6 protein-coding genes are annotated in these 12,758 nt (G+C 73.5%); 5 read left to right on the forward strand and 1 reads right to left on the reverse strand.

Annotated elements, in window-relative coordinates:
- Positions 1-130: 130 nt before the first annotated feature.
- From gltB to ACFY3U_RS05890, 3 genes are all read left to right on the forward strand, one after another.
- Positions 131-4,798, forward strand: a complete 4,668-nt coding sequence (gltB, locus tag ACFY3U_RS05880) for a glutamate synthase large subunit (RefSeq protein ID WP_387195506.1) — start codon at positions 131-133, stop codon at positions 4,796-4,798.
- A complete protein-coding gene (locus tag ACFY3U_RS05885) occupies positions 4,791-6,347 on the forward strand; it encodes a glutamate synthase subunit beta (protein WP_387195509.1) in 1,557 nt (518 codons plus the stop codon). Before gltB ends, ACFY3U_RS05885 begins: the two co-directional genes overlap by 8 nt.
- A gap of 486 nt (positions 6,348-6,833) precedes the next feature.
- Positions 6,834-7,358, forward strand: a complete 525-nt coding sequence (locus ACFY3U_RS05890) for a hypothetical protein (protein ID WP_387195512.1) — start codon at positions 6,834-6,836, stop codon at positions 7,356-7,358.
- Positions 7,359-7,415: 57 nt separating this feature from the next.
- On the opposite strand, the gene ACFY3U_RS05895 is transcribed toward ACFY3U_RS05890, so the two are convergent.
- Positions 7,416-8,951, reverse strand: coding sequence for a M1 family metallopeptidase (locus tag ACFY3U_RS05895; RefSeq protein WP_387195515.1), 1,536 nt, complete (start codon positions 8,949-8,951; stop codon positions 7,416-7,418).
- Between the two features lie 192 nt (positions 8,952-9,143).
- On the opposite strand from ACFY3U_RS05895, the gene ACFY3U_RS05900 reads away from it, so the two are divergent.
- Positions 9,144-9,941 (forward strand): SGNH/GDSL hydrolase family protein, encoded by a 798-nt coding sequence (locus tag ACFY3U_RS05900; RefSeq protein ID WP_387195518.1) that lies wholly within the window; start codon positions 9,144-9,146, stop codon positions 9,939-9,941.
- Positions 9,942-10,038: 97 nt separating this feature from the next.
- Entirely contained in the window at positions 10,039-12,714 is a 2,676-nt protein-coding gene (locus ACFY3U_RS05905) for a hypothetical protein (RefSeq protein ID WP_387195521.1), read from the forward strand.
- Positions 12,715-12,758: the final 44 nt, after the last annotated feature.

The raw sequence follows: 12,758 nt of genomic DNA on the forward strand, positions 1-12,758 counted from the left end.
TCCCAGACTCTGGAAGGTGTGATCAATCCGCACTGGCCCCGCGCCACCCGCCCTAACGTAGACTCAACAGACCGCCAAGGGCCGACGTCGTCCCGAGCATGATCCAACCTGAGTGACGACAGGAGACCCGGTGGCCCTTCCGTACCCTCTGAGCCCCCAGTCGGCCCCGCCCGCGACCGGTCTCTACGACCCCGCGAACGAGCACGACGCGTGCGGTGTCGCCTTTGTGGCGGATCTGCACGGCCGGCGCTCCCACCAGGTCGTCGCCCGCGGTCTGGGCGCGCTCTGCCGGCTCGACCACCGCGGCGCCCGGGGCGCGGAGCACAACACCGGCGACGGCGCGGGCATCATGATGCAGGTGCCGGACGCGTTCCTGCGCGCCGTGGTCGACTTCCCGCTCCCGCCGGCCGGCCAGTACGCCACCGGCCTGGTCTTCCTGCCCGACGACGACGCGGCCGAGGCCCGGGCCCGCCGGGTGGTCGAGAAGTACGCCCTGGTCGAGGGCGCCGACCTGCTCGGCTGGCGGGACGTGCCGACCGACCCGAGCGGGCTGGGCGAGACCGCGCTCGCCGCGATGCCCCGGATCCGGCAGGTCTTCCTCGCCGCGCACCGGCTGACCGGCACCGCCGCCGGCCCGGCCGGTTCCCCGCTGGCCGGCCTGGAGCTGGACCGGGTGGCGTTCTGCGTCCGCAAGCAGGCCGAGCGGGAGACCGCCGAGCGGGGCGTGCCGGCGTACTTCCCCTCGCTGTCCGCCCGGACCATGGTCTGGAAGGGCATGCTCACCCCGGACCAGCTGCCGGCGTACTTCCCCGAGCTGACCGACGAGCGGGTGGACAGCGCGATCGCGCTGGTGCACTCCCGGTTCTCCACCAACACCTTCCCGTCCTGGCCGCTGGCCCACCCGTACCGGTTCATCGCGCACAACGGCGAGATCAACACGATCCGGGGCAACCGGAACTGGATGCAGGCCCGCGAGGCGCTGCTGCGCAGCCCCGACATCTCCGGCAACATCCGGCGGGTCTTCCCGGTCTGCACCCCGGCCGCCTCGGACTCGGCGAACTTCGACGAGGTCCTCGAGCTGCTGCACCTGGCCGGGCGGAGCCTGCCGCACGCGGTGCTGATGATGATCCCCGAGGCGTGGGAGAACGACCCGGGGATGCGGGCGGACAAGCGCGACTTCTACCGCTTCCACGCCAGCCTGATGGAGCCGTGGGACGGCCCGGCCTCGGTGGCGTTCACCGACGGCGAGATCGTCGGCGCGGTGCTGGACCGCAACGGCCTGCGCCCGGGCCGCTGGTGGCGTACCGCGGACGGGCTGGTGGTGCTGGGCAGCGAGGCGGGCGTGCTCGACCTCGACCCGGCCACCGTGGTGGCCAAGGGCCGGCTCCAACCGGGCAAGATGTTCCTGGTCGACACGGTCAACCACCGGATCGTCTCGGACGACGAGATCAAGACCGAGCTGGCCGCCGAGCTGCCGTACGGCGACTGGCTGCACGCCGGCCTGATCGAGCTGGGTGACCTGCCGCCGCGCGAGCACACCGTCTACACCCACGACTCGGTCCGCCGCCGGCAGCAGACCTTCGGCTACACCGAGGAGGAGCTGAAGATCCTGCTCGGGCCGATGGCCCGGACGGGCGCCGAACCGCTCGGCTCGATGGGCACGGACACCCCGATCTCGCCGCTGTCCACCCGGCCGCGGCTGCTCTACGACTACTTCCACCAGCTCTTCGCCCAGGTCACCAACCCGCCGCTGGACGCCATCCGGGAGGAGCTGGTGACCAGCCTGTCGTCCACCATCGGGCCGGAGGGCAACCTGCTCGACCCGGGGCCGGCGAGCTGTCGACAGATCGTGCTGCCGTACCCGGTGATCGACAACGACGAGCTGGCCAAGATCCTCTCCATCGACGAGGACGGCGACCTGCCCGGCTTCAAGGCCGTCCGGGTCTCCGGCCTCTACCGCATCCGCGACGGCGGGCCCGGGATCAAGGCCCGGCTGACCGAGATCTGCCGGCACGTCTCCGAGGCGATCGAGGACGGCGTCCGGATCCTGGTGCTGTCCGACCGGGACTCCAACGCCGACCTGGCGCCCATCCCGTCGCTGCTGCTCACCGCCGCGGTGCACCAGCACCTGGTGCGCGAGCAGACCCGCACCCAGGTGGCGCTGATCGTCGAGTCCGGCGACTGCCGGGAGGTGCACCACGCCGCGGTGCTGATCGGGTACGGCGCGGCGGCGGTCAACCCGTACCTGGCCTTCGAGTCGGTGGAGGACATGATCTCCACGGGCTCGCTCGTCGGGGTGGATCGGGAGAAGGCGGTGCGCAACTACGTCAAGGCGCTCGGCAAGGGCGTCCTGAAGATCATGTCCAAGATGGGCATCTCGACGGTGTCGTCGTACTGCGGGGCGCAGGTCTTCGAGGCGGTCGGGCTGGACACCCGACTGGTCGAGCGCTACTTCCGCGGCACCCCGAGCACCATCGGCGGGGTCGGCCTGGCCGGCATCCACGCCGAGGTGGCCGCCCGGCACGCGCTGGCCTGGCCGCCCGCCGGCGCCACCGGGTCCACCCGGCTGGAGGTCGGCGGCGAGTACCAGTGGCGCCGCGAGGGCGAGCTGCACCTGTTCAACCCGGAGACGGTCTTCCTGCTCCAGCACGCCACCCGCAGTCGCCAGTACGACGTGTTCCGGCAGTACACCGCCAAGGTCGACGAGCTGGCCGCGCAGGCCGGCTCGCTGCGCGGGCTGTTCACCCTGCGCACCGGGGTACGCCCGCCCGTCCCGTTGGACGAGGTCGAGCCGGCCACCGAGATCGTCAAACGGTTCGCCACCGGCGCCATGTCGTACGGGTCGATCTCGGCGGAGGCGCACGAGACCCTGGCTATCGCGATGAACCGCCTCGGCGGCAAGTCCAACACCGGCGAGGGCGGCGAGGACGTCGACCGGCTGCACGACCCGGCCCGCCGGTCGGCGGTCAAGCAGATCGCCAGCGGCCGGTTCGGCGTGACCAGCGAATACCTGGTCAACGCGGACGACCTGCAGATCAAGATGGCCCAGGGCGCGAAGCCCGGCGAGGGCGGCCAGCTGCCCGGCAACAAGGTCTGGCCGTGGATCGCCCGGACCCGGCACGCCACCCCGGGCGTCGGCCTGATCTCCCCGCCGCCGCACCACGACATCTACTCCATCGAGGACCTCGCCCAGCTGGTGCACGACCTGAAGTGCGTCAACCCGGCGGCCCGGGTGCACGTCAAGCTGGTCAGCGAGGTCGGGGTGGGCACCGTCGCGGCCGGCGTCGCCAAGCTCAAGGCGGACGTCATCCTGATCTCCGGCCACGACGGCGGCACCGGGGCGTCCCCGCTCAACTCGCTCAAGCACGCCGGCACCCCGTGGGAGCTGGGGCTGGCCGAGGCGCAGCAGACGCTGCTGCTCAACAAGCTGCGCGACCGGGTCACCGTGCAGGTCGACGGCCAGCTCAAGACCGGCCGGGACGTGCTGATCGCGGCGCTGCTCGGCGCCGAGGAGTTCGGCTTCGCCACCGCGCCGCTGATCGTCTCCGGCTGCGTGATGATGCGGGTCTGCCACCTGGACACCTGCCCGGTCGGCATCGCCACCCAGAACCCGGTGCTGCGCGAGCGGTTCACCGGCCGGCCGGAGTTCGTGGAGAACTTCTTCCTCTTCCTCGCCGAGGAGGTCCGCGGCTACCTCGCCGAGCTGGGCTTCCGCAGCATCGAGGAGGCGATCGGGCAGACCGAGCTGCTCGACGTCGTCCCGGCGATCGACCACTGGAAGGCGTACGGGCTGGACCTGCGGCGCGTACTGCAGCTGCCGGAGCTGCCGGCGGGCGCCGCCCGGCGCGGGGTCCGCGCCCAGGACCACGGCCTGGAGCACGCCCTGGACAACGAGCTGATCGCGCTCGCCGAGCCGGCGCTGCGCGACGGCCGCCCGGTCCGGGTCGAGGTGGCGGTGCGCAACGAGCACCGCAGCGTCGGCGCGATGCTCGGCGGCGAGGTGACCCGCCGGTTCGGCGGGGCCGGGCTGCCCGACGACACCATCGAGTTCCTGCTGCGCGGCACCGCCGGCCAGTCGTTCGGCGCGTTCCTGCCGCGCGGGGTCACCCTGCGGCTGCACGGCGACGCGAACGACTACGTCGGCAAGGGACTGTCCGGCGGCCGGCTCGTCGTCCGCCCGGACGCCGCCGCGCCGTTCGTCGCCACCGAGGCCGCCGTCGGGCAGCGGGCCGAGGACCAGATCATCGCCGGCAACACCATCCTGTACGGGGCGACCGGCGGTGAGCTGTTCCTGCGTGGCCGGGTGGGGGAGCGGTTCGCGGTGCGCAACTCCGGTGCGGTGGCCGTCGTCGAGGGCGTCGGCGACCACGGCTGCGAGTACATGACCGGCGGCACGGTGGTGGTGCTCGGCGAGACCGGGCGCAACTTCGCCGCCGGCATGTCCGGCGGCACCGCGTTCGTGCACCGGCTGGACACCGACCGGGTCAACGCCGAGCTGGTCGACCTCGCGCCGCTGCGCGACGAGGAGCGGGACCTGCTGCACGACCTGGTCCAGCGGCACGTCGCGGAGACCGAGTCGGCGGTCGGCGCGGAGCTGCTCAAGCGCTGGCCGGAGGCGGTGGAGGAGTTCACCGCGGTGGTGCCCCGGGACTACCGCCGGGTGATGGAGATCATGCGGGCCGCCGAAGCCGCCGGCCGCGACGTCGACGACGCGGTGATGAGCGCGCTCAGCGCGCCGTCGTCCATGCCGGTGCTGCCCGCCCCGCGGGCCGCGGTCCAGGAGGTGGCTCGTGCCTGACCCGAACGGATTCCTGCGCTACAACCGGCGGCTGCCCGCCCGCCGTCCGGTGCCGGTGCGGATCACCGACTGGCGGGAGGTCTATCCGCCCGCCGGCGAGCAGCTCGTCCGCGAGCAGGCGACCCGCTGCATGGACTGCGGCATCCCGTTCTGCCACGACGGCTGCCCGCTGGGCAACCGCATCCCGGACTGGAACGACCTGGTCCGTACCGGTGAGTGGGACGCCGCGGTCGAGTCGCTGCACGCCACCAACAACTTTCCGGAGTTCACCGGCCGGCTCTGCCCGGCGCCCTGCGAGGCGGCCTGCGTGCTGGGCATCGCCGGCGGTGACCCGGTCACCATCAAGCAGGTCGAGGTGGAGATCGCCGACGCGGCCGTGACCCGCGGCGGGCTGCGCCCCCGGCCGGCGCCCGCGCCGACCGGCCGGTCCGTGGCCGTGGTCGGCTCCGGGCCCGCCGGGCTCGCCGCCGCCCAGCAACTGGCCCGCGCCGGTCACGCTGTCACCGTGTACGAGCGGGACGACGCGATCGGCGGCCTGCTCCGGTACGGCATCCCCGACTTCAAACTGGAGAAGCGGCACATCGACCTGCGGCTGGCCCAGCTCACCGCCGAGGGGGTGCGGTTCCGCACCGGGGTGAACGTCGGCGTGGACGTCACCGCCGAGCAGCTGCGCGCCGAGCACGACGCGGTGCTGCTCGCCTGCGGCGCGCTGCAGGGCCGGGACACCCCGGAGACGCCGGGCCGGGCGCTGCGTGGCGTGCACCAGGCGATGAACCACCTGGTCGCCGCCAACCGGGTGGTCGCCGCCGCGGCGGCCGCCCAGCCGGGCGGTTCGGGCGCCGGGGCGGCGGCCGGCGCCGACGCCGCGCGGCCGGCGCTCGCGGTGCTGCCGGACGGCACCCCGATCGACGCCGCCGGAAAGCACGTGGTGATCATCGGCGGTGGCGACACCGCCGCGGACTGCCTCGGAGTGGCCCACCGGCAGGGCGCGGCCGGGGTGCACCAGCTGGACCTCTACCCGGAGCCGCCGAGCAGTCGGGACGCCGAGCGGGACCCGTGGCCCACCTGGCCCTGGGTGCTGCGCAACTACCCGGCGCACGAGGAGGGCGGCGACCGGGTCTTCGCCGTCGCCGTGCAGGAGTTCGTCGACGACGGCACCGGTCAGGTCAAGGGCGTGCGGATCGCCGAGGTGACGGTGGAGAAGCGGGACGGCCGGCGGATCGTGACCGCGCTGCCCGGCTCCGAGCGGGAGCTGCCGGCCGACCTGGTGCTGCTGGCGATCGGCTTCGAGGGCACCGAGGAGCAGCCGCTGCTGACCCAGTTCGGGGTGGTCCGCAACGGGCGCGGCGCGGTGGACGCCCGGCCGGACTGGCAGACCGACGCCGACGGGGTGTTCGTGGCCGGCGACATGCACCGAGGCGCGTCGCTGATCGTCTGGGCGATCGCCGAGGGCCGGGCCGCCGCCGCCGCGATCCACTCGTACCTCGGCGGGGTCGGCACCCTGCCGGCACCGGTGGACCCGGCCCGCCAGCCGCTCGCCGCCCGCTGAGCCGCCCTCCGCCAGCTGAGCCGCCCGCCGCCGGGTGTCGCTGCGCGGAGCGGCAGCGGAAGGGCGGCGGAGCGGCGCCTCCGGGTGGCGTGGCGGAGGCGACCCGCCTCCGGACAGGCGATTCCCCCGGTGTGGCGCAGCGGACTGCGTCGAGACGCTACGAACTTGATGTCGCGAACGAATCGCGAGGGCGCGGTTACGCCCGCAGCCCAGCTGTGACCGAATGATTCGTCAACGACATCAAGTTCGTAGGCGGTGTTGGGCTACCCGGCCGAGCGCCTCCCGAGCCGGCCGAGCGCCTCCCCGGGGCCAGCCGACCGCCATGCCCGAGCAGACCGGGGGCGACCACCCGCAGCGGGTCGACCCCGGCGGCGGCCGTCGGCGGGCGCGACCCGGACCCGCCGGTGCGCGAGGACACACATCCCGGGACCGTCCCGGGCGCTTCCGGGGCCCCGACATCTCGAAGACCATCGTTACGCTCGGGCGATGGAGATCGAGCAACGCCTGCGGTGGATTCGTCGGTGGCTCTGGGTGGTCGTGGTGGGGCTCTTCCTCAGCGGGGTCACCGCCTTCCCGCTGGAGGTCGAGGTCCGCTGGCTGCTGCGGGTGCTCGACCCGCTGGCCGGGCAGCTGCCCGCACTGGCCGGCTGGATCGAGCACGTCCACACCGGTCTGGTCGAGACGGGGGAGCGGTACCCGTTCATGATCTACGGCACCGACTGGCTGGCCTTCGCCCATCTGGTGCTCGCGGTGGCGTTCTACGGGCCGTTGCGGGACCCGGTGCGCAACGTCTGGGTCGTCCAACTCGGCATGATCGCCTGTGCCGGGATCATTCCGCTCGCACTGATCTGCGGACCGATCCGGGACATCCCGTGGTTCTGGACGCTGGTGGACCTGTCGTTCGCCGTCGGGGCGTTCCCGCCGCTGTGGTTCGCGTACCGGCACATCAGGGTGATCGAGTCGGCCACCGAACGGGCGGCCGTGCACACGGTGACCACGCCGGCGACCTGACGCGCTGGCGCGCCGGTCGGATGCCCCGGGATCCGGGGCGCCCGACCGGCGCCAGCGTCAGCGGTGCATCAGCTGGTGTGCCTCGTGGACCTTCGCCCACGACTTCGGCTGCCGCGGAGCGGACGCGGCGCGGTTCGCCGTGGCGAGCTCGGGCCGGCCCGGGGTGAACAGCCAGGTGGTGAAGAGGCCGTCCAGGTCCAGCCCGGAGATCTGCTCGGCGAGCGCCTGGAGCTGGGCGATGGTGCCGTTGCCGTAGCGGTGCGCGGCGGTCCAGGCCGGCAGGATTCGGAAGAACGCGTCGTCACCGACGGCGAGCCGCAACTGGTGCAGGGCCATCGCGCCCCGGTCGTAGACCGCGTCGTCGAAGACCCGCGCGGCGCCCGGGTCACCCGGCTTCACCTGCCAGAACGGGTCGTCCTTCGGGTAGCCGGCGTAGGTGAAGTCGAACCACTCCTGTGCGGTGCCCTCGCCCTGCTGCTCCGACCAGAGCCACTCGGCGTACGAGGCGAAGCCCTCGTTGAGCCAGATGTTGCTCCAGTCGGCGACCGAGACCGAGTCGCCGAACCACTGGTGGGCGTTCTCGTGCACGATCACGTACGGGTTCGAGCCGCGCCGCCAGAAGCCCGGGCCGTACACCGGTCGGGTCTGGGTCTCCAGCGCGAAGCCGACGCCGTCGATCGGCCCGGCCACGCCGCCCTGTGCCTCGAACGGGTACGGCCCGAAGACGCCGCTCTCCCAGTCGACCACCTCGGCGGTGCGCTCGATGCTGGCCCGCGCGGCACCTTCCCGGTCGCCGAGCGTGGTGCTGTACGCGTTGATCACCGGCTGCCCGTTCGGGGCGGTGTCGGTGACGATGTCGTACTGCCCGATGGCCATGAACGCCTGGTAGGTGGCGCCCGGCTTGGTGCTGCGCCAGCTCCATCTGGTCCGGTTGCCCGGCTCGGCCACCTGGGGGCGCGGCTGGACGCCGTTGCTGATCACCTCGACGCCGGTGGGCACCGAGACCGAGACGTCGAAGGTGGCCTTGTCCAGCGGGTGGTCGTTGGACGGGAACCACCACCAGGCCGACTCGGGCTCGTTCACGGCGAGCGCGCCGTCCGCGGTGCGGGTCCAGCCGGTGTAGCCATCGACCAGCGTCTCCGAGGGCACGCCCGCGTACGTCACCACGACGGTGAGCTGCTGGCCCTTGGTGATGGCCCGCGGCGCGTTGATCACCAGCTCGTGCGCGCCCTGCCGGGTGAAGCTCGCCGACCAGCCGTTGACCCGCACCGACTCGACGCCGAGCAGGAAGTCCAGGTTGAACCGGCTCAGGTCCTGAGTGGCCCGGGCCAGGATGGTGGTGGTGCCGGTGAGCCGGTCGGTGGCGGGCTCGTAGCGCAGCCGGACGTCGTAGTGGTCGACGTCGTACCCGCCGTTGCCGTAGTCGGGGAAGTAGGGGTCGCCCAGGCCGGGGCTGCCCCAGGTGGGGGTGGCCGCGACCGGGACCGGCCGCCGCGCGCCCGGTGGGGCGGCCTGGCCGGGGGCGCCGGTCATCAGGGTGCCGGCGGTGGTGACGGTCAGGGCGGCGATGGCCGCCGTGAGCACGCGTCGCACGAGGTGGACTCCCTTCGTCGGGATATTCGCCCCACCAACCTAATCGACGGTTGTGAACGTGGTTGCCCCGTTGCCCGGCCGCGGGCTGTTCACTTTATCCAGATGTTTCGATAGCATTACCGACTAGTAACAACCCCTGGCCACGCGCGCGGTCACGAGGATCCCACCACCCCTGCACCGTGGAGGTCCCGCATGCCTCGTCGCGCCCTGACCCGCGCCGTCACCGCGCTGGTCGCCCTGCTCACCGCCCTCACCGGCGCCGTGCTCGTCCCCGGCGTCGCCCAGGCCGCCACCGTCAACTATGTCGCCCTCGGCGACTCGTACTCCTCCGGCGTCGGCGCCGGGCCGTACGACCTGTCCACCTGCTTCCGCAGCCAGAAGTCGTACGCCCCGCTCTGGGCCGCCGCCCACGCGGTGACCAGCTTCAAGTTCCCCGCCTGCGGCGGCGCGGTCACCTCCGACGTGATCAACAGCCAGGTGAACTCGCTCAGCGCCAGCACCACGCTGGTCACGATCACCATCGGCGGGAACGACGCGGGCTTCGTCGACGTGATCACCAGCTGCCGGTTCGGCAGCACCAGCAGCTGTGAGAACGCGGTCGCCGGGGCGAAGAGCTTCGCCACGTCGACCCTGCCGGGCCGGCTCGACGCCACCTACGCGGCGATCCGTGGCCGGGCGCCCAACGCCCGGCTGGTAGTGCTCGGCTACCCGCGGCTGTTCGAGACGAACTACTGCGGGCTGCTCGCGATGAGCAGCTACAAGCGCACCATCCTCAACCAGGCGGCCGACCTGCTCGCCTCGGTCACCGCCGGTCGGGCCGGCGCCGCCGGCGCCACCTTCGTCGATGTCCGGCCGCCGTTCACCGGGCACGGCGTCTGCGCCGCCGACCCGTGGATCCGCGACGTCACGGGCGTCATCGAGGCGTACCACCCGGACGCGGACGGCTACCGGTACGGCTACCTGCCGGCGCTGACCGCGGCGATCGGCTGATCCTCGCCCCTCCCGGCGGCCGGCGGTCCCCCGTGGACCGCCGGCCGCCTTGCATCCATGGATGACAATTGCCCCACCGGATCCGACGGAGGCGGCGATGAGAGAACCGGCGACCCGGCAGCGACCCCGTCCCACCCCCGATCGGCTTCCCGCCGGCATCCTGGAGAAGCTCACCCTGCTGGCCCGGCTGCTGTCCCGACCCCGTCGCGGCGACCGGCGACTGCCGCTGCTGTGGCTGGTGCGCCCGCCCGGGGCGGACGGCGTGGGCACGCTGCTGCGCCGCTTCGTCGGCCAGGGCAGCGGCCGTCGGGTGCCGCACGCGGTGCTTGACCTGGCCGCCCCGGACGCGGTGGCCGACATCCCGGCCGCCGTGCGCGAACTGCACCGGCAGCTCTCCCTGGAGGCGTTCGGCACCGCCCGGCTGCGGTTCCGGCACTACCCGCTGGCCGACTGGCTGATGCACCAGACCCTCACCGTCGGCGTCGACGCCGCGGACAGCGGCCGGGGCGCCCTGCTCCGCCGGCTGCGCGACTGGCGCGGCCGTCGCTCCACCGAGGAACCCCAGGTCAGCGGGGAGTCGGGGCTCGGCACCGCCCTGCAGGTGCTGCTCTGGCTGCTGCGCCGCGCCGTGCCCAGCGTGGTGTTCCGGATCGCCGTCTCCGGCCGGGTCCCGCTCGTCGGCCGGCAGTACCGCTGGTTCATGCGGCAGCAGTACCTGGCGCCCCGGCAGTCGGTGACCTTCCTCGGCTTCGCCGAGCGGCTCACCGCCGGCTGGCGCGACGGCGAGCAACCGGCCCAGGTGGACAAGCTGCTGCTGCACGCCTTCCTGGAGGACCTGCGGCAGGCGTACCGCAGGCGGTTCTGGCGGCCGGGCGACTGGCGGCGCACCGCCTACCCGGTGCTGCTGCTCGACGGGGTGACCGTCGGCGGGGTCGGGCACACCCTGGTCCGGCTGCTCACCGACGTGCGCAACGAGACCGGCCGCAACGACCCGCTGCTGGTCGTGGCGGTCGCCACCGAACCGCCGCCGGAGCTGCCCGCGCCCCGGCCGCTGCGCGAGGCCGACGAGGCGTACCAGGAGTGGGCCGAGGCGTTGCCGGAGACCCGGCGGCTGCGCCGCCCGGCGGCCTGGCTGCTCGTGCTCGGGCTGGACGGCGCGGGCGCCGTACCCCCGACGGGGGTGGCCCCCAGGGCGCTGGTGGCCCCCGACCCGCCATGGTGGTCACGGCGTTTCCTGCCGGCGGCGGTGGCGCTGGCGCTGCTGGTGGCGCTCGGCGCGTGGGCCGACGACCGGTGGACGCTGTCCTGCCATCCCGTCCCGACCGGGCGGGTGGCGGTGCGCCTGGTGGCCGGCGAGTGCGTCGGCTACAGCGACAGCGCGGGGCAGGTCTTCAACGACGACCCCGGGCAGGACCGGTTGCGCGCGGTGCAACGACGGATCTTCGCGCAGAACCGGGCCGCCGAGGAGGTCTGGCGCCGCAGCCAGCACCGCCGGCCCTACCTCACCCTGGTCTACCTGGGCACCCTGACCGGCAACCGGACCCGCGCGGACGAGGAGTCGTACGTCTCCGAGCGGGAGGAGCTGGAGGGCATGGCAACCGCCCAGTACGCCCTGCTCAAGGAGTCCGCGGCAGCCGACGGCGCGGCGCTGCTGCGCATCGTGGTCGCCAACGGCGGCCGGCAGATGCGCCACGCCGGGCCGGCGGTGGACCTGCTGGAGGAGCTGGCCCGGGACGACCCGACCGTGCTCGGGGTGGTGGGGCTGGTGGAGAGCCGCTCCACCACCGCCGCCGCGCTGCGCGAGCTGAACCGGGTCGGCCTGCCGGTGCTCGCGCCCACCCTGTCGGCCGACCGGATGGACGAGAACTCCAGCCTCTACCTGCAGATCTCCGCCCCCAACCGGGACCAGGCGCGGATGTTCGACGAGTACGCGCGGGTGCTCAGGGTGACCGAGACGCACGTCTACTGGACCACTGGCGAGGACAGCTCGCTCGCCGACGACCTCTACGTGGCGACCCTGGTCGACGACCTGCGGCAGCGGTTCGGGTCCCGGCTGACCCGGGTGGACGAGTGGCGTACCGGGCGACGGCTCACCCAGGAGTGCGGCTACCGCGGGATGCTGCTGTTCGCCGGCCGCTGGTCGGAGTTCGACGGCTTCCTGCGGGCGCTCAAGGAGTGCGGCGCCGACCCGCCCCGGCACCTGGTGGCCGACGACTCGGTGAACCGGTACATGGCCAATCCGGGACTGCGGGCCAGCGCGCCGGGCAACCTGCCGGTGACGTACGTGTCGAAGGCCGCCCTGGGCACCTGCGGCGCGCTGCGCGCCGCCCAGGCCCGCCGGGACGACGCCCGCGGCACCTTCCTCACCTGGGTCGGCGCCGACGACCTGCTGGACCCGCCGCGCTGCCGCGACGGCTCCGGCCCACCGGTGGGGGAGCGGGTCAGCCTCGCCTACGACGCCGCGATGATGATGGTGCGGGCCCTGGAGAGCCTGGCGGCACGACTGCGGCACGCCGACACCGGCCGGCAGTGGGAGCCCCGCTCGGTCAACCCGGTCGGGGTGCACGCCGAGGTGCTGCGGCAGAACGCCGCCGGCGGCTACCCGGGCGTCGCCGGTCTGGTCCGGTACGCCCCGGACTCCGGCGAACCGGTGGCGAAGCGGATCTCGCTGCTGCGGGTGGCGCAGGTGCCCGACGTCGCCGCGGAGCCGGTCGAGGTGTTCCACTGCGGCGCCGCCGACGGCCCGGCCGACCCGTCCTGCCGGCCCCGCTGAGTCGACGCCGACGGCCGGCGACCCGGGGAGGGGTCACCGGCCGT

This window comes from Micromonospora sp. NPDC000089 (genome assembly GCF_042899365.1).
In the GTDB taxonomy this organism is placed as follows: domain Bacteria; phylum Actinomycetota; class Actinomycetes; order Mycobacteriales; family Micromonosporaceae; genus Micromonospora.